Source organism: Streptomyces antarcticus, from assembly GCF_026627255.1.
In the GTDB taxonomy this organism is placed as follows: Bacteria; Actinomycetota; Actinomycetes; order Streptomycetales; family Streptomycetaceae; genus Streptomyces; species Streptomyces antarcticus.
The window spans coordinates 161,470-177,511 of sequence record NZ_JAPNLM010000012.1 but is presented as its reverse complement, the minus strand read 5'-3'; the positions used below and the strand labels follow the sequence as shown (position 1 = coordinate 177,511).

General features: G+C 72.3%; 20 protein-coding genes and 1 tRNA gene. 15 read left to right on the top strand and 6 right to left on the bottom strand.

Annotation, left to right across the window (positions count from 1 at the left end):
- Nucleotides 1-440 precede the first annotated feature (440 nt).
- On the top strand, nt 441-743 hold the full coding sequence (locus tag OTB16_RS19935) for an aspartate-alanine antiporter-like transporter (protein ID WP_267721612.1): 303 nt from the start codon (nt 441-443) through the stop codon (nt 741-743).
- On the opposite strand, the gene OTB16_RS39655 is transcribed toward OTB16_RS19935, so the two are convergent.
- A complete protein-coding gene (locus OTB16_RS39655) occupies nt 665-1,096 on the bottom strand; it encodes an aspartate-alanine antiporter-like transporter (RefSeq protein WP_420717751.1) in 432 nt (143 codons plus the stop codon). The two genes, OTB16_RS19935 and OTB16_RS39655, sit on opposite strands and share 79 nt — an antisense overlap.
- Between OTB16_RS39655 and OTB16_RS19925 the strand changes: the two genes are divergently transcribed.
- Nucleotides 1,031-2,194 (top strand): aspartate-alanine antiporter-like transporter, encoded by a 1,164-nt coding sequence (locus tag OTB16_RS19925; RefSeq protein WP_267721611.1) that lies wholly within the window; start codon nt 1,031-1,033, stop codon nt 2,192-2,194. The two genes, OTB16_RS39655 and OTB16_RS19925, sit on opposite strands and share 66 nt — an antisense overlap.
- A gap of 92 nt (nt 2,195-2,286) precedes the next feature.
- Here OTB16_RS19925 and OTB16_RS39650 read toward each other — a convergent pair whose 3' ends face one another.
- Nucleotides 2,287-2,703 carry a TOBE domain-containing protein gene (locus OTB16_RS39650; RefSeq protein ID WP_420717750.1) on the bottom strand — a complete coding sequence of 139 codons (417 nt, stop codon included), beginning with the start codon at nt 2,701-2,703 and terminating at the stop codon, nt 2,287-2,289.
- Nucleotides 2,700-3,524: a VOC family protein gene (locus OTB16_RS19915; protein ID WP_267721610.1), complete on the bottom strand. Its 825-nt coding sequence runs from the start codon at nt 3,522-3,524 to the stop codon at nt 2,700-2,702. The genes OTB16_RS39650 and OTB16_RS19915 overlap by 4 nt, the downstream gene beginning before the upstream one ends.
- A 140-nt stretch (nt 3,525-3,664) precedes the next feature.
- On the opposite strand from OTB16_RS19915, the gene OTB16_RS19910 reads away from it, so the two are divergent.
- Entirely contained in the window at nt 3,665-4,288 is a 624-nt protein-coding gene (locus OTB16_RS19910) for an HhH-GPD-type base excision DNA repair protein (protein WP_267721609.1), read from the top strand.
- Between the two features lie 89 nt (nt 4,289-4,377).
- A complete protein-coding gene (locus OTB16_RS19905) occupies nt 4,378-4,851 on the top strand; it encodes a cupin domain-containing protein (RefSeq protein ID WP_267721608.1) in 474 nt (157 codons plus the stop codon).
- Here the strand turns inward: OTB16_RS19905 and opcA are convergent.
- Nucleotides 4,800-5,732, bottom strand: a complete 933-nt coding sequence (gene opcA / locus OTB16_RS19900; protein WP_267721607.1) for a glucose-6-phosphate dehydrogenase assembly protein OpcA — start codon at nt 5,730-5,732, stop codon at nt 4,800-4,802. The genes OTB16_RS19905 and opcA overlap by 52 nt on opposite strands.
- 86 nt (nt 5,733-5,818) lie before the next feature.
- Nucleotides 5,819-7,498 (bottom strand): helicase HerA-like domain-containing protein, encoded by a 1,680-nt coding sequence (locus tag OTB16_RS19895; RefSeq protein WP_267721606.1) that lies wholly within the window; start codon nt 7,496-7,498, stop codon nt 5,819-5,821.
- An 88-nt stretch (nt 7,499-7,586) separates the two neighbouring features.
- On the opposite strand from OTB16_RS19895, the gene OTB16_RS19890 reads away from it, so the two are divergent.
- Nucleotides 7,587-7,883, top strand: a complete 297-nt coding sequence (locus OTB16_RS19890; RefSeq protein ID WP_017240525.1) for a type II toxin-antitoxin system VapB family antitoxin — start codon at nt 7,587-7,589, stop codon at nt 7,881-7,883.
- Between the two features lie 184 nt (nt 7,884-8,067).
- Nucleotides 8,068-8,733, top strand: coding sequence for a LytR C-terminal domain-containing protein (locus OTB16_RS19885; protein ID WP_267721605.1), 666 nt, complete (start codon nt 8,068-8,070; stop codon nt 8,731-8,733).
- 183 nt (nt 8,734-8,916) lie between these two features.
- Here OTB16_RS19885 and upp read toward each other — a convergent pair whose 3' ends face one another.
- Nucleotides 8,917-9,552, bottom strand: coding sequence for a uracil phosphoribosyltransferase (gene upp, locus OTB16_RS19880; protein WP_031141526.1), 636 nt, complete (start codon nt 9,550-9,552; stop codon nt 8,917-8,919).
- Between the two features lie 179 nt (nt 9,553-9,731).
- Here upp and OTB16_RS19875 point away from each other — a divergent pair, with 179 nt between their 5' ends.
- The 9 genes from OTB16_RS19875 to OTB16_RS19835 all read left to right on the top strand — a co-directional run bounded on the left by OTB16_RS19875 (nt 9,732) and on the right by OTB16_RS19835 (nt 16,001).
- Nucleotides 9,732-10,673: a universal stress protein gene (locus OTB16_RS19875; protein WP_267721604.1), complete on the top strand. Its 942-nt coding sequence runs from the start codon at nt 9,732-9,734 to the stop codon at nt 10,671-10,673.
- Nucleotides 10,674-10,808: 135 nt separating this feature from the next.
- Complete coding sequence (locus tag OTB16_RS19870) at nt 10,809-11,003, top strand: hypothetical protein (RefSeq protein WP_267721603.1); 195 nt, start codon at nt 10,809-10,811, stop codon at nt 11,001-11,003.
- A gap of 326 nt (nt 11,004-11,329) precedes the next feature.
- On the top strand, nt 11,330-11,881 hold the full coding sequence (locus OTB16_RS19865) for a tRNA adenosine deaminase-associated protein (protein WP_267721602.1): 552 nt from the start codon (nt 11,330-11,332) through the stop codon (nt 11,879-11,881).
- 107 nt (nt 11,882-11,988) lie between these two features.
- Nucleotides 11,989-12,417, top strand: a complete 429-nt coding sequence (gene tadA, locus OTB16_RS19860) for a tRNA adenosine(34) deaminase TadA (protein ID WP_267721681.1) — start codon at nt 11,989-11,991, stop codon at nt 12,415-12,417.
- Between the two features lie 48 nt (nt 12,418-12,465).
- Nucleotides 12,466-12,552: transfer RNA gene (locus OTB16_RS19855), tRNA-Ser, on the top strand.
- Between the two features lie 233 nt (nt 12,553-12,785).
- Complete coding sequence (locus OTB16_RS19850) at nt 12,786-13,073, top strand: hypothetical protein (protein ID WP_267721601.1); 288 nt, start codon at nt 12,786-12,788, stop codon at nt 13,071-13,073.
- A 394-nt stretch (nt 13,074-13,467) separates the two neighbouring features.
- Nucleotides 13,468-13,629, top strand: a complete 162-nt coding sequence (locus OTB16_RS19845) for a hypothetical protein (protein ID WP_167347253.1) — start codon at nt 13,468-13,470, stop codon at nt 13,627-13,629.
- 504 nt (nt 13,630-14,133) lie between these two features.
- Complete coding sequence (locus tag OTB16_RS19840) at nt 14,134-14,931, top strand: RNA polymerase sigma factor SigF (protein WP_267721680.1); 798 nt, start codon at nt 14,134-14,136, stop codon at nt 14,929-14,931.
- A 230-nt stretch (nt 14,932-15,161) separates the two neighbouring features.
- Complete coding sequence (locus OTB16_RS19835; RefSeq protein ID WP_267721600.1) at nt 15,162-16,001, top strand: RNA polymerase sigma factor SigF; 840 nt, start codon at nt 15,162-15,164, stop codon at nt 15,999-16,001.
- Nucleotides 16,002-16,042 lie beyond the last annotated feature (41 nt).

Below are 16,042 nucleotides of genomic sequence, written 5' to 3'. Positions count from 1 at the left end.
TACGTTGAAGGGCCCCGCTGCTTGCAGCGGGGCCCTTCGGCGTTCCCCAGGTCCCGGTCTCCCGGTCCGCGGTCTCGTCACCGGCATGCCCTCGGCCCGCCTCACGGAGTTCCTGGACGCGACCGCGGACCGGCCCTCAGCCGCCTCGAACTCGACCCGCCGTACCTCGATGCCTGGTGCCATCTGCGTGACGCCGAACGTGTCTCCGCGCTCTCCCGCGTCCAGGGCGTCATGCCGACGTAGGGCCACGCGTCGTACTTCGCGGCCCCGCGTCCGGTCCGGATGGGAACGCGCGACCTGCGGACCGGACGTACCTGACGTCCGGACGTACCGGTGACCAGGGCAACTCGGGCGGCCCTTCCGCGCGTGCGGGGCGCCGTGAACGCGCCTAGCGTTCTCGCGAGGCGGCGCGCGGCGGGAGGCGGGAGGCGGGAGGGCGGATGGAGTGGCTCAGGGACAACGTCTTCCGGCCGTACCCGGAGCTGCTGATCTTCCTGACCATCGCCGCCGGCTTCCTCCTCGGCCGGCTCCGCTACCGGTCGCTCGCGCTCGGCGCCGTCACCGGCTGCCTGGTCGCCGGGCTGGTCATCGGCTCCCAGGCCAAGGTGGAGATCGACGGGCCGATCAAGTCCGTGTTCTTCCCGATGTTCCTGTTCGCCCTCGGCTACGACGTCGGCCCGCAGTTCTTCCGGGCCCTGCGCAAGGACGGCCTGCCCCAGGTGTTCCTCGTGCCGAGGGGGTAGGTGACGGCGTACGCGACGGCCACGAGGTGGGACTCGTCCTTGGCCTCGGCGGGGCTCAGCCCGGGCAGGTGCGCGATGGCGTCGGCGCCGACGCCGATGACGGCGGACTGGGTGAGCCCGCCGCCGAGCAGCCCGGCCGAGAGCCCGGGGCCGTAGCCGGCGAGGGAGGCGAACAGCCAGGCGGCGCCGAGCCCGGTGACGCAGACGACGAGCGCGTCCTGCCCGCGCTGATGCTCGCGGGGGTGCTCCCCCGCCTCGTGCGCAAGGACCTCGCGGAGGAGAGCGCCGTGCTCGCCGCCGACCTGGAGGCGGTGGACCAGGACCCCGACGCCGGGGAGGGCTACTACAAGCACGTGCTGCGCGCGTACCCCTTGGACGTGCCCCGCTTCGCCGGCCGCACGATCGGTGACTTCGAGGCCGAGCAGAAGGCGGCCGGACGACGGCTGTACATCACCCGGCTGCGCCGCGCGGGGGAGATCCTCGAACACGACCCCGGCACCCGGATCGAGCTGGGCGACACCCTCGCGGTCAGCGCGGTCCGGGGCGACCTGGTCGCGTACGACGCCCGCAGCCACATCGGCGTGGAGACCGATGACAGCGAGCTGCTCGGCTACCGCACCGAGACCCTGCACGTGGTCGTCACGGGCCGGCGGCGGGACGCCGCGCGCGGGGACCGGGACGCCGCGCGCGGGGACCGGACCGTACGCACCATCGGCACCCTGCGCCACGAGGAGTTCATGCCGGGGGTGTTCATCGAGGGCCACTGGCGGCGCGGCGCCGACCTGCGGGTCCGCCTCGACAGCACCGTCGAGCGCGGCGACACCCTCGGGCTGACCGGGCCCCGTCACCGCGTCGACGCGGCCGCGGCGGTCCTGGGCAAGCCGGTGCCGACCAGTTTCGCCACCGAGATGGTGTGGATCGCCCTCGGGCTGTTCCTCGGCGGCTGCCTCGGCATCCCGGCGCTGCACGCCGCCGGGGCGCCGCTCTCGCTGTCCACCTCGACCGGGGCCCTGCTGATGGGCCCGGTCTTCGGCTGGATCCGGAGCAAGTACCCGACGTACGGCAACCTGCCCTCCGCCGCCCAGTGGCTCATGGGCACGCTCGGGCTCTGCGTCTTCGTCACCGTCGTCGGCCTCAACGCCGGCCTCAACGCCGGCCCCACCTTCGTCCCCGGCCTGCGGGAGGCCGGCTGGCCGCTGCTGCTGTGGGGCACGGCCGTGACCACCCTGCCCCTGCTGGCCGGCTTCCTGTACGGGCACTTCGTGCAGCGCCTGCACCTGCCGATCCTGCTCGGGGCCCTCGCCGGGGCCCAGACCACCACCGCCGCGCTCGGCGCCCTCACGGAACGGGCGCGGAGCCAGATCCCCGCCCTGGGGACGACGGTCCCGTACGCCCTGGGGAACGTGCTGCTGACCATGTGGGGGTCGGTGATCGTCCTGCTGCGGCGGTGAGCCGCGCGGGAGCCGGTCAGAAGCCGAGGGCCGGGCCGGTGGCGGCACGGCGGCGGTAGCGGCAAGGGCGGCGGTGGCAGCCGGGGCGGGGCTCAGAGGGCCTGGAGGGAGACCTCGGTCGACTTGACCAGGGCGACGACGGGGATCCCGGCGGCCAGGCCGAGCGTCTCGACGGCGTCCTTGGTGATGGCCGCGGTCAGCCCGCCGCCGTTCACGTCCACCGTGACGGAGGCCATGGCGCCGCCCATGGCGACACCGACGACGGTGCCTGCGATCTGGTTGCGGATGCTCAGGGACATGGGTGGTTCGACCTCTTGCCGTAGGGGGTCGCTGCGTTTCGCACGGTTCGGGAGAGCCGCGCGGAACCGACCGTAGGCCCCTTCGGCGTGACGTGTGGTCAGCCCGTCGCACCCGCGATCCCGAACCACCCGACCGGCTGGCGCCTGCGGCCGCGGCGGCCCGGAGCGGAACCGTTCGGGCCGCTCCGGGCGCGCGGCGGGCGTCGTCACGCGTCCGACAGTTCCGGCATCTCCCCGACGGTCGTCGTCACGTCGATGACGGCGAAGGCGGCCCCCTGCGGGTCCGTCACCGCGGCGAAGCGGCCGAACGGGCTGTCCATCGGCCCGAAGTGCAGCGTCCCGCCGTGCTTCCTGGTCTTCGCGACCGCCTCGTCGCAGTCCGGGACCGCGAAGTAGACCTGGACGTAGGAGGGGATCTCGGGCGGGAACTCCTCGCCCATGCTCATCCGGCCCAGTACCGCGTTCTCGTGGGCGGAGCCGCCCAGGGTGAACAGCTTGAAGTCCATGGCGTCCGCCTCCGGGTCCTTCCCCGGCTCGATGCGCCGGACCCCGTACGGGAAGACCTTCGGCAGGAACCCGTCCGCCTTGTCCGGCTCCCGGGTGAAGACCTCCGCCCAGGCGTAGGAGCCCGGCTCGCCGGTCTTCTCGAAGCCCTTGTGCTCGCCCGGCTGCCAGACGCCGAACACCGCCCCGCTCGGCTCCTTCGCGATCAGCATCGTGCCGAAGGTGCCGACCTGCATCGGCTCCATCAGCAGCTCGCCGCCGGCCGCCTTCACCTTTTCGGCGGTGGCCGCCGCGTCGCGCGAGGCCAGGTACAGGCACCACTGCGACGGGGCGTCCGCCCCCGGCATCGGCGGGACGACGGCCGCGACGGCCTTTCCGTCGGAGTAGGCCTGCGTGTAGTTGCCGTACTCGCTGCTGGACTCGCCGAAGGTCCAGCCCAGCACGTCGGCGTAGAAGGTCTTGGCGGCCTCCACGTCGGTGAACATCGCGTCCGCCCAGCACGGGGCGCCTTCCGGGAACTCAGCCATGATCGATCGACTCCTGTGTCGTGTGCCCATGCCCGTCGCGCGTTCTCGCACGTGCCGTACGTCTCGCACGTGCCGTTCTCACGCTAGGCGCGCGGTGCGGCGGCCGCGCGGGGAGCGCCGCCCGGGGGCAGGCTGGAGCCATGGAGCACAAGGACACCCCCGTCATCCGGCTGGCCCAGCAGCCGGAGGCCGACGCCCTGCTCGGCCGGAGCCCGCTCGCCGCCCTCGTCGGGATGCTGCTCGACCAGCAGGTGCCGATGGAGTGGGCGTTCTCCGGGCCCTGGACGATCGCCGGGCGGCTCGGCGCCGAGGACCTGGACGCGCACGCCATCGCCGCCTACGACCCGGAGGCCTTCGCCGCCCTCCTCTCGGAGAAGCCGGCCGTGCACCGCTATCCGGGGTCGATGGCCACGCGCGTGCAGCAGCTGTGCGCGTACCTGGTGGAGCACTACGGCGGGGACGCCGCGGCCGTCTGGGCCGACGCCGGGACGGGCGCGGAGCTGCTGGAGCGGCTCAAGGAGCTGCCCGGCTTCGGCGAGCAGAAGGCCCAGATCTTCCTCGCCCTGCTGGGCAAGCGGTTCGGGGTACGGCCGAAGGGCTGGCGGGAGGCCGCGGGCGGGTACGGGCCGGACGGCGTCTACCGCTCGGCGGCCGACATCACGGGCCCGGAGTCCCTGGCCAAGGTGCGCGCCCACAAGCAGGAGATGAAGGCCGCGGCGAAGGCGGAGAAGGCCGGCAAGCCCACGAAGGCGGAGAGGGCCTGATCAGGTGTTTCGGGGAGCGCGATTGACCGGTCGGGAAGGCTCCTGATTGCCCCCTGTGGCCGGTCTATCCGGTCACTAGATTGGAGGGCATGACAGAGATCGCGGTCCGCGCCGCCACCGCCGAAGCCATCCAGGACGCACCCGGCAGCCTCATCACGCTGCTCACGGACACCGCCGAGCTCACCTGCAACACGGCCACCTTCGACGAGGGCGCGGCCGGCGCCCCGGTGCACTTCCACACCAGGGCCACCGAGTTCTTCCACGTCACCGCCGGCCGCCTCGACGTGCTCGTCGGCGACGAACTCCACACCCTCGGCGCCGGTGACTTCATCGCGGTCCCGCCCGGCGTCAAGCACGCCTTCGCGCCCGCCGCCGGCCACACCGCCTCCGTCTTCGTCGGATTCACGCCCGGCATGGGCCGCTTCGACTACTACCGGCTCCTCGGCCGGGTCCACGCGGGCGAGGCCACCGTGCAGGACATCAAGGACAGCTCAGCGACGTACGACAACCACTACGCGCAGAGCCCGGTCTGGAGCGGCCGCCGCCGCAGCGCGGCGCCGTAGATCTCGTCCGCGTCCAGACGGCGCAGCTCCTCCGCCATCAGTTCGGCGCCGCTGCGGATCTTCAGGGCCACCTTGCGGTCGGGGCTCCCCGGCAGGGCCAGGGTCGCCAGTACGCCCCCGGGCCGGTCCACGCTGATCTCCCCGGCGGCGGTCTCCAGCACCACCCGGGTGATCACCGGGCCCTCGCTCGCCACCCGGGCCGCGGGCACCCCGAGCCGGTCCTCCAGCCACCGCGCCAGCAGCTCGGAGCTGGGGTTGTCGGGCTCGCTCTCCACCCGCGCGCCGGTCACCGGCAGCGGCTTCTGGTCCAGCGCGGCGGCCAGCAGGGCCCGCCACGGCGTCAGCCGGGTCCAGGCCAGGTCGGTGTCCCCGGGCTGGTACGCCGCGGCGCGCACGTCCAGCTCGGCGACCGGGTCGGAGGCGGCCTGGGCGTCGGTGATCCGGCGCTGTGCGAGGGCGCCGAGGGAGTCCCGGGCGGGGTCGGCGGGTGCGCCGGCCGGCCACCACGCGACCACGGGCGCGTCCGGCAGCAGCAGCGGCAGCACCACCGAGCCGGCCTGCCCGGTCAGCTCGCCGTGCAGGCGCAGCATCACGATCTCGCCCGTACCGGCGTCCGTTCCGACCTTCAGCTCGGCGTCCAGCCGGGTCGCGCGCAGCTTGTGGGGCCCCCGGGAGGTCCGGTTGATCACCGCGATGATGCGGCACGGGTGCTCGTGCGAGGCCTCCGAGGCCGCCCGTACGGCGTCGTAGGCGTTCTCCTCGTCGGTGACGACGAGGAGCGTCAGGACCAGCCCCATCGTGGGGCTGCCTATCGCCCTGCGGGCTTCGAGCAGCGCCCGGTTGACCTTGCTGGACGTGGTGTCGGTGAGTTCGGTCCGCATGGACCGAGTCTGTCAGCGACCGGTCCGGTGCCGGCACCAGGTTCGCTCGAATCCGCCCGGAGCGGGGCCGGGGCCCGCGGCCGGAGTCACCGGCGCTTGCGCGCCGTACCGAAGATCGACCGCGAGATCTCCCGGCCCAGCTGCGTCCCGATCGACCGGGCCAGCGAGCGGAACAGCCCGCTGCCCACCACCTGTTCGGCGAGCGAGGGGTCGGGCTCGGGGGCGCCGCGCGCCGCCTTCTCGGCCTCCTTGGCCTCCTTGGCCTCCGCCTTGGCCTGTTTCTCGGCCTCCTTGGCCTCCTTGGCCTCCGCCTTGGCCTGTTTCTCGGCCTCCGCTGCGGCCTCCGCGGCGGCCGCAGCCGCCTCCGCCGCCGCCTCTGCAGCGGCCTGCTCGGCGCTGATCTTCTCGTACGCGGACTCGCGGTCGACCGGCTCCGCGTAGCGCGAGTACAGCAGCGAGCCCTTCACCGCCGCGTCCAGGGCCGCCGCGTCGATCGGCCCCATCAGCGACTGCGGGGCGCGCAGCCGGGTCGCCGCGACGGGGGTGGGCGCGCCGTTCTCGCTGAGCACGGTGACGACCGCCTCGCCGGTGCCGAGTCCGGTGAGCAGCTCCTCCAGGTCGTACGCGGAGTGGGGGAAGGTCTTCACCGTCGCCTTCAGCGCCTTCGCGTCGTCGGGGGTGAAGGCCCGCAGTGCGTGCTGCACGCGGTTGCCGAGCTGGGCGAGCACGTCCGCCGGTACGTCCTTGGGGGTCTGCGTCACGAAGAAGACGCCGACGCCCTTGGAGCGGATCAGGCGGACGGTCTGGGTGATGGAGTCGAGGAAGGCCTTCGAGGCCCCGTTGAACAGCAGGTGGGCCTCGTCGAAGAAGAAGACGAGCTTGGGCTGCTCCAGGTCGCCGACCTCCGGCAGGTCGTTGAACAGGTCGGCCAGCAGCCACATCAGGAAGGTGGAGAAGAGCTGCGGCTTGTCCTGGACGGCCGGAAGCTCCAGTACGGAGACCACCCCGCGCCCGTCGGCGGCCGTACGGAGAAACTCGCCGGTGTCGAACTCGGGCTCACCGAAGAACTCCGAGGCGCCCTGCTGCTCGAAGGCCGTAAGCGCCCGCAGGATCACTCCGGCGGTCACCGTGGACAGTCCGCCGATGCCCTTGAGCTCCGGCTTGCCCTGGTCGGAGACGAGGAAGGCGGCGACCGCGCGCAGGTCCTTGAGGTCGACGAGCTCCAGGCCCTTGGAGTCGGCGTAGTGGAAGACCAGGCCGAGGGACTGCTCCTGCGTCCGGTTGAGCTGGAGCACCTTCGACATCAGCACCGGGCCGAAGCTGGTCACGGTGGAGCGGACCGGGATCCCGGGGCCGATGCCGCCGAGCGAGTAGAACTCGACGGGGAACCCGGTCGCGCGCCATTCCTGGGCGACGTCCGCGGCGCGTTCCGCGATCTTCTCGTTGGGGGTGCCGGGCGCCGAGATCCCGGAGACGTCGCCCTTGACGTCCGCGAGGAAGACCGGAACGCCGTTGGCGGAGAGCTGTTCCGCGATGAGCTGGAGGGTCTTGGTCTTGCCGGTGCCCGTGGCGCCCGCGACCAGCCCGTGCCGGTTGAGCATCGACAGGGGGATGCGGATCTGCCGGTCCGGCAGGCACGCGCCGTCCCAGAGCAGGGCTCCCAGGTCGAGGGCGGGGCCGGTGAAGGCGTACCCGGCGGCGATCCGCGCGGCCGGACCGGCCTCGCCGACGGGCGTCGCGGCGTCTGGGTCGGTGCTTTCGCTCATGCATCCCTCCCGAGTTGGTGCCGTTTGCCACTTTTGCACCAACCTCGCAAGGCTGCGCCCGCAGGCACCGGCCCGGTAGGCTTTCCGTGTGATCTTCAAGCGCATCGGTAACGGAAAGCCGTACCCCGACCACGGCCGGGAAAGCACCCGGCAGTGGGCGGACGTCGCGCCGCGCCCGGTCCGGCTCGACCAGCTGGTGACGACCAAGGGGCAGCTCGACCTCGAGACGTTGCTCGCCGAGGACTCCACCTTCTACGGCGACCTCTTCGCGCACGTCGTCAAGTGGCGGGGCGACCTCTACCTGGAGGACGGACTGCACCGCGCCGTGCGCGCCGCCCTGCAGCAGCGCCAGGTGCTGCACGCCCGCGTCCTCGAAATGGACTGACGACCCGCCGCACGGTCCGCGGCGGTCCGCCTTACGGTCCACCGCACGGTCCGCCGACGACCCGGCGGCCGGTGCCCGGCCCGGGGCCTGACGCTTCGTACCGGATTGCGCCTTTCGGGTCGCCCTTGGCGTATCAGCACATCATCGAGTGGGCATCGCCGACGGGCGGCACTACGCTGCGCTCATGAGCATGCTCACTCCCCCCGGCCTGGGCGGAAAGTACCGCGTCACGGGAGCGGCTTACCCCCGCATGAGTCGTAAGCGGAGTCTCCGCCGGATCGTCCTCACCGCACTTGGCGCGGTCCTTGCCCTCGCAGTGATCAGCTACGGGGCACTGCAGCTCATCGACGTGTTCCGGGGCGACAGCCCCAAACGGAACACGGCCGCGGGCGCCGGGGACTGTCCGACCGCGCGTCCCGCCGCCGTGAAGGGCGGCCCCGCGGCCGCCGCTTCGACCGCGGCCAAACCAGCCGTCGTGCTGCCCCAGCCCGGCCAGATCACGGTCAACGTCTACAACGCGACCCCGCGCGCCGGACTGGCCAAGGCCGTCGGCGACGAGCTGAAGAAACGCGGCTTCGTCATCGGCAGCGTCGGCAACGCCCCGGCCGACTTCGACAAGAAGGTCCCCGGCACCGGCATACTGCTGGGCTCCCCGGCCACCGACAAGGCGGCCTTCGCCGTGCTCGGCACCCAGCTGGCCGGCACCACGCAGCAGAACGACACCCGTGAGGGCGCCGACATCGACCTGATCCTCGGCGACGCCTTCAAGGAGCTGAGCACGAAGGAGGACGCGGACAAGGCGCTGGCCCTGCTGGCGAACCCCGCTCCCGCGCCCGCCAAGAACTGCTGACGGCGAGGAGCCCCGGAGCCTGGTGGCTCCGGGGCTCCTGCGCCGTTCCGGCTTCCGTCGCGGCGGCAGTTACGGCGTCGGTTCCGGCTTCCGTTTCCGGCTTCCACGTCCGCTTCCACGTCCACGTCCGCGTCCACGTCCGCGTCCGCGTCCGCGCACGCTTCCGTACGCGGCTCCGTACGCCTACTCGGCGGAGCCGTACATCCGGTCGCCCGCGTCGCCCAGCCCCGGCACGATGTAGCCGTGCTCGTTGAGCCGCTCGTCCACCGCGGCGGTGACCACGGTCACCGGCGTGCCCGCCAGCTCGCGCTCCATGATCTCGACGCCCTCCGGGGCGGCCAGCAGCACCACGGCGGTGACGTCGTCGGCGCCGCGCTTGATCAGCTCGCGGATCGCCGCGACCAGCGTGCCGCCGGTGGCGAGCATCGGGTCGACGACGTAGACCTGCCGGCCGGAGAGGTCCTCGGGCATGCGCGTCGCGTACGTGGAGGCCTCCAGGGTCTCCTCGTTGCGGACCATGCCCAGGAAGCCCACCTCGGCGGTCGGCAGCAGCCGCACCATGCCGTCGAGCATGCCGAGCCCGGCACGCAGGATCGGCACGACCAGCGGGCGCGGGTGCGAGAGCTTCACGCCGGTGGTGGGGCCGACCGGGGTCTCGATGTCGGCCTGCTCGGTGCGCACGTCCCGGGTGGCCTCGTACGCGAGCAGGGTGACCAGCTCGTCGGCGAGGCGGCGGAAGGTGGGGGAGTCGGTGCGCTTGTCGCGCAGCGTGGTGAGTTTGTGCGCCACCAAGGGGTGATCGACGACCTGCAAACGCACAACATCCTCCAAGACTCGACATTCGGGGTACTCGACCTGCGACCTGCGAAAACGGCCGCAATAAGCGACCCGCACCCAAAAGGCTACGCGCTGCCGGGGGCGCTTCGCGTCTCAAGGCGCGGACGCCGCCGCCACCTCCTGGAGATGCGGCCCGGGCGCACGCCCAGCACGCTGGACGGATGAGCAGCGCACCGGTGATCGCGGCCGTCGACGGATCCGAGCACAGCCTGGGGGCCCTGGAGTGGGCGCGCGCCGCGGCCCTGCGGCACCGTACGGGCTTGCTCATCGCCCATGTACTCCCCGACCACGCCCAGTTGTACGCCGGCCGCCGGGCGGCCCTCCACGACGGCTCGCAGCCGGGAGAGTTCGCCGACCCGGTCCGCGACCGCATCCGGGCCCTGCTCGACAGCGGCCCCGAACTGCCCGCCGAGGTGCGCTACGAGGCCCTGGAGGGCTCCGTGCCCGAGGCGCTGCGGGTGATCGGGGCGCGGGGCCTGATGCTGGTGATGGGCTCAAGGGGCCGCGGCGGCTTCGCCACCCTGCTGCTCGGCTCCAACAGCCGCGCCGTGTCCACCACGGCGCCGTGCCCGGTGGTGGTGGTCCCGCACGAGGAGCGCCGTGCCGGCGCCGCGCCGGAGGCGTCCGCCGGGCGGGTGGTCCTCGGACTGCACGCCGCCGAGACGCCCGAGGACGTACTGGCCTTCGCGTTCGCGGAAGCGGCCGCACGGGGGACCACCGTCCAGGTGGTCTCCGCGTACCTGATCCCGCCCTCGCCGACCATGGTGGTGGACAGCCCCTTCGCGGTGATCCCGCCGGAGGGACTCGCCGACGGCGGGGACGCGGTGCCGGCCGAGCGGGAGATGCTGCGCTCCCAGACGGAGCGGCTGGCCCCCCTCCGGGCCCGCTACCCGGACGTCCCCGTCGAGCAGGCCGCCGTCCCCGGGGACCCGGCGGGCCGCCTGGTCGACACCTCCCGCTCGGCGGCCCTGGTCGTGGTGGGCCGCCACCACCCCCGCCGCGGCGCGATGTCGCTCCTCATGGGCTCCGTCGCCAACGCGGTGCTCCAGCACGCGCACGGCCCGGTCGCCGTCGTACCGACCCTCACGGACGACACCCCCTAGTCGTCTCCAGACCCGGCGACCCGGTCTGACCTGCGCCGGGGTGGCATCAATCGGGCCGACCGGGGGAAGGTGGTTGCGGGGGGTCTGCTTCGCGCCGGCGGAGGAGGACGACCGGACCAGCCGGGGTGGTGGCCGATGCCCGACACGCAGTCGAGCGACGAGACCGACGACTACGGGACGCCGGAGACGGCGGCGCAGCGCCGAGCGCGGCGCGCGCAGTTCCTGCGCGACCTGAACGAGGCGCGCGAGCTGCGCGACCGCGTCCAGCCCCGGCGCGCCCGCGCGGCCCGGATGCGGCAGCAGATGCGCATGCGCACGTTCCGCTGGTAGGCGCGCCCGCTCCGCCGGTGGCCGCGCCCGCCCCACCCGCCTAGCCCACCGACACGGCCGGGCCGCGCCGGGCCGCGGGACCGCCGACGGGGGTCCCGCCGGAGCCCCCGGACCCGTACGGCACCACCGCCCCGGGGCCCCCGTACGCGCCGCACGGCGCACGGCACGGCGCGACGCAAGCGCGGAAGACCTCTCGCAAAGCCGCCGTTTCTGCCACGATGCCGATTGGGCGGGGCACGGGCGGCGAGCAGAACGGCCGTTCCACCCCATCCTCCGGCCGGGGGGGACCTCCAACCGGCACGCCTAAGACCAGTGGGAGAGTCACGGTGTACTTCGCCGCACTGCTCGCGCGCACCGAAGACGGGTGGGAAGCGAGCGACATGGAACTCGACAACGTCGAGTCCCTCAGTGATCTGATCGATCTCGCCCGTTCCGCCGCTGTCGACGACGACACGGTGGTCGCCCTCATCGAGCAGGAGGACGCCTGGTTCGGCGTCGTCCGCGTGGACGGCGAGGAGGACCCGCGGTACTTCGTATCGAACGCCGCGACGGCCGCCCGCAGCTCCTACGGCTCGATGCTGACCAAAGAGCTGCTGGGCAGCGACGAGGAGGACGACGACGAACTCGACGAGCTGGACCTGGACGGCACCGAGGACGGCGAGGAGGAGGCCGTCACCGCGTTCGCGGACGCGGACGACGACTCCGACGAGCCGGGCGGGACCGGCGCGGAGCCGGTGACGGCCGGTCCGCTCGGCGACCCCGCCCTGCTGGACGACCTCGGCGTGACCAACAAGCAGCTGATGAACCTGGACGGGGACGCCCTCTCGGAGATCGCCGACTCGCTCGGCGCCACCGAGGTCCTGGAGGCCGTCCGCTAGTGACCGGCACGCACGACGGACACCCCGGGCCCGGCCCGTACGGAGGGCACGAAGCCTCCGGCCCCGGGCCCGGCCCCGATCCCGTACGGGACCCCTGGCGGGACTCCATGCGCCTCGCGCTCCTGGAGGCCGCCAGGGCGGTGCCGGCCGGCGACGTGCCGGTCGGCGCCGTCGTGCTCGGCCCGGACGGCGGGCTCCTCGCCACCGGGTACAACGAGCGCGAGGCGACCGGCGACCCCACCGCGCACGCCGAGGTGGTGGCGTTGCGCCGGGCGGCCGCGAAGCTCGGGGAATGGCGGCTCCCGGGGTGCACCCTGGTGGTGACCCTGGAGCCGTGCGTGATGTGCGCCGGCGCCCTCGTACAGTCGCGCGTGGCCCGGATCGTCTTCGGCGCCGCGGACGAGAAGGCGGGAGCGGCCGGGTCGCTCTGGGACCTCGTACGGGACCGCAGGCTCAACCACCGGCCCGAAGTGGTCGGCGGGGTCCTGGCCGAGGAGTGCGCCCGTCAGCTCACGGACTTCTTCCGGAACCTGTGACGGATACGGATTTCAGAGCACGGCTCACCTTGGGCTAAGCTCTCTCTCGGTAGCGTGTCCGAGCGGCCGAAGGAGCACGCCTCGAAAGCGTGTGATGGTGCAAGCTATCCGTGGGTTCAAATCCCACCGCTACCGCTCTGATCGAGAGCCCCGCCCCGCAAGGGTCGGGGCTCTTGGCGTTCCACGGCGCCCGGGACGCGTCGGCGGCCCGTCCGGGGCCGGCCGTGCCGGTCCTGTGCCCGTCCTGTGCCGGTCCGTTCCTGTCAGCGCCCGTCCGGGGGCGGCCGTGCTCGGCCGTGTCCGCGCCCGTCCGTGGCTGTCCGGAGGGCATCCGCGTGACTGCCCGCCGCCTCGGCCGTTGTCACGGCATGACCAAGACCCAGCGCATCCTCGCCGCCTTCGCCCTCGCGGGGGCCGCCGCGGGCCTCGCCGCACCCGCCGCCTCGGCCGCCCCGATCGCCCCCCTCACCCTGCCGGACCTCCCGACGGCGGCTCCGGGCATGCCGGCGGGGGCCACGCCCGGCTCCGTCCAGGAGATCGGCGCGAAGCTCAACGAGCTGAACGAGCTCAACCAGCTGATGGAGGTGCCGAACCACCTGGCGCCCGTGATCGCCCCCGTGGAGCCCGTCGTGGGCCTCCTCGGCGGCGTTCAGTAGACACCGGACACCCCGGCCCCGCCGGCCCGCCCGGTCCCGCGGAAACGCGAAGAAGGCCCCGGCCTGAACCGGGACCTTCGACGCTTGGGACGAGGGAAGTGGCATCGGGGGGACAAGCCACTCCCCCCGATGAGGACGGAACCTGCCAGTCCGGGCCGCAGTCAGGGGGAAGCTTGCGGCTCGGACCCCGCAGTGAGGTCCTGTCCCTCACCCACCGATTTCCTGCCAGAACCGGTGGGCTCACATCAATCCTGCGCCCGCCGTGACCGCCGCCCCGACGGCAAAGGGCCCGGACTGCCGGGTCATTGGTCCTTAAAGGCCTGGTGAGTGTCGAAACCCGACCGGTTAGACTCACCCGACTTTGCAGGACCGGTTGGGGAGGCCGTCACCGCACATGGACACCAAGAAGCTCATCACGGGCGTCCTCACCGTGTTCGTCCTCTTCGTGATCATCACCCAGCCCAAACGGGCCGCCGAGATGGTCGGAATAGGCTTCCAGGGCATATCGGATGCCGCGTCCGGTATCGGCGAGTTCATGACCGAACTGGTGCGCTGAACCCGTACGCTGAAGCGGTTTCCGGACTCCCCGGCCCCCCACTCCGACGGGTGGGGGGTTTTTCGCATACCCAACATTGGGCATATTGCACCTATTTACCCAACTTGCCCTCAACACGGCGTTATGCGGTGCTTGCACACAGTGCACATCTCTTGTGATGCTATGACCGCTTTTAACGGATGAGTTGACTGAAGGGGTGGCGTGACCGTGCCGGCCAGTACTGCGCCTCAGGTGCCACCCCAGCAGGACCCCCAGCAGGACCTCTCGCAGGACCTCTCGCAGGTGTCCGGGCAGACGCCTCCGCAGGCATCGCCCCAGCCGTGGCGGCAGACGCCCCCGCAGGCGTCGCCGCACGAACCCCACCAGGAATCCCAGGTGCCTCTCCAGCAAGAGCCCCGCCAGGAGACCCGCCGGGAGCCCTCGGAGGCGCCGACGCCGTCGGAGGCGCAGCAGCAGCGATCGCCGGCCGGATCCGCGCAGGGGTCGCCGGAGGCGCCTCCGGCCGTGCCGCCCGCCCCGGTCCCCGCGCGGCCGCAGAGCCGGGGCGCCGACACCCGGGCCCTCACTCAGGTGCTCTTCGGGCAGCTGAAGGACCTGGAGCCGGGCACCGGCGAGCACACCCGGGTGCGCGGGGCCCTCATCGAGGCCAATCTCCCGCTCGTCCGCTACGCGGCCGCCCGCTTCCGCAGCCGCAACGAGCCGATGGAGGACGTGGTCCAGGTCGGCACCATCGGGCTGATCAACGCCATCGACCGGTTCGACCCGGAGCGCGGCGTGCAGTTCCCGACCTTCGCGATGCCGACCGTCGTCGGCGAGATCAAGCGCTACTTCCGCGACAACGTCCGCACCGTCCACGTACCGCGCCGCCTCCACGAGTTGTGGGTGCAGGTGAACGCCGCCACCGAGGACCTCACCACCCTCCACGGGCGCACCCCGACCACCCCCGAGATCGCCGAGCGGCTGCGCATCGGCGAGGACGAGGTGCTGTCCTGCATCGAGGCCGGCCGCAGCTACCACGCGACCTCGCTGGAGGCCGCCCAAGAGGGCGACGGCATGCCCGGGCTGCTGGACCGCCTCGGTTACGAGGACCCGGAGCTGGCCGGGGTCGAGCACCGGGACCTCGTCCGCCACCTGCTCGTACAGCTGCCCGAACGCGAGCAGCGCATCCTGCTCCTGCGGTACTACAACAACCTGACGCAGTCACAGATCAGCGCCGAGCTCGGCGTCTCCCAGATGCACGTCTCCCGGCTCCTCGCACGAAGCTTCGCCCGCCTGAGATCCGCAAACAGGATCGAGGCGTAACCGGAACGAGTGGAGACGATTCCCTTGATTCCGGGCAGAACGGTCTTATCCCCTTCTGACCTGGTCTGTCGCTGGAGATATATGTCGACTTGGCGCTACAGCGTGTTGCCGACATGTGACATTCTGCTGGAACCGCGTTTGCCGCAGCCCCGCCTCCGGTATTCAGGTGGAGGCTGCGTTCCTCTGACGGGCGCGCCGCACGCGACCGTCCGCGACCTCAAGGGGGTGGCATGTCCGTAGACCAGGGCAGCTCCAAGGTGCTCACGCTCGTCAAGAGCCCCACACCGGCAGTGTCCGACCGCTCGGAAGCCATCGACACCCGCACCCTCTCCCGCTCCCTCTTCCAGCGACTCGCCTCCCTGGACGCGGACAGCCCCGACCGGGTGTACGTACGCGACACCCTGATCGAGCTGAACCTGCCCCTGGTGCGCTACGCCGCCGCCCGCTTCCGCAGCCGCAACGAGCCGATGGAGGACATCGTCCAGGTCGGCACGATCGGCCTGATCAAGGCGATCGACCGGTTCGACTGCGAACGCGGCGTCGAGTTCCCGACGTTCGCGATGCCGACCGTCGTGGGCGAGATCAAACGATTCTTTAGGGACACCTCCTGGTCCGTCCGCGTCCCGCGGCGGCTCCAGGAGCTGCGCCTGGCGCTGACGAAGGCCAGCGACGAGCTCGCCCAGAAGCTGGACCGCTCGCCGACCGTGCCGGAGCTCGCCGCCGTGCTCGGGGTGTCGGAGGAGGACGTCGTCGACGGCCTCGCCGTGGGCAACGCCTACACCGCCTCCTCGCTCGACTCGCCCTCCCCCGAGGACGAGGGCGGCGAGGGCTCGCTCGCGGACCGCCTCGGCTACGAGGACACCGCGCTCGAGGGCGTCGAGTACCGCGAGTCGCTGAAGCCGCTGCTCGCCAAACTCGCGCCCAGGGAACGGCAGATCATCATGCTGCGGTTCTTCGCGAACATGACGCAGTCGCAGATCGGCGAGGAGGTCGGCATCTCCCAGATGCACGTCTCCCGGCTGCTCACCCGCACCCTCGCGCAACTGCGCGTCGGCCTGATCGGCGAGTAACCCGTACCGCACGGTTCCCAATTGACGGAGCGTCAGCAAAA

Bases quoted from the DNA above. Each gene is read 5' to 3' on its own strand.
- OTB16_RS19935 (WP_267721612.1), top strand. From the start codon at position 441: ATGGAGTGGCTCAGGGACAACGTCTTCCGGCCGTACCCGGAGCTGCTG.
- OTB16_RS19915 (WP_267721610.1), bottom strand. From the start codon at position 3,524: ATGGCTGAGTTCCCGGAAGGCGCCCCGTGCTGGGCGGACGCGATGTTC.
- OTB16_RS19910 (WP_267721609.1), top strand. From the start codon at position 3,665: ATGGAGCACAAGGACACCCCCGTCATCCGGCTGGCCCAGCAGCCGGAG.
- OTB16_RS19905 (WP_267721608.1), top strand. From the start codon at position 4,378: ATGACAGAGATCGCGGTCCGCGCCGCCACCGCCGAAGCCATCCAGGAC.
- opcA (WP_267721607.1), bottom strand. From the start codon at position 5,732: ATGCGGACCGAACTCACCGACACCACGTCCAGCAAGGTCAACCGGGCG.
- OTB16_RS19895 (WP_267721606.1), bottom strand. From the start codon at position 7,498: ATGAGCGAAAGCACCGACCCAGACGCCGCGACGCCCGTCGGCGAGGCC.
- OTB16_RS19885 (WP_267721605.1), top strand. From the start codon at position 8,068: ATGAGCATGCTCACTCCCCCCGGCCTGGGCGGAAAGTACCGCGTCACG.
- OTB16_RS19875 (WP_267721604.1), top strand. From the start codon at position 9,732: ATGAGCAGCGCACCGGTGATCGCGGCCGTCGACGGATCCGAGCACAGC.
- OTB16_RS19870 (WP_267721603.1), top strand. From the start codon at position 10,809: ATGCCCGACACGCAGTCGAGCGACGAGACCGACGACTACGGGACGCCG.
- tadA (WP_267721681.1), top strand. From the start codon at position 11,989: ATGCGCCTCGCGCTCCTGGAGGCCGCCAGGGCGGTGCCGGCCGGCGAC.
- OTB16_RS19850 (WP_267721601.1), top strand. From the start codon at position 12,786: ATGACCAAGACCCAGCGCATCCTCGCCGCCTTCGCCCTCGCGGGGGCC.
- OTB16_RS19845 (WP_167347253.1), top strand. From the start codon at position 13,468: ATGGACACCAAGAAGCTCATCACGGGCGTCCTCACCGTGTTCGTCCTC.
- OTB16_RS19835 (WP_267721600.1), top strand. From the start codon at position 15,162: ATGTCCGTAGACCAGGGCAGCTCCAAGGTGCTCACGCTCGTCAAGAGC.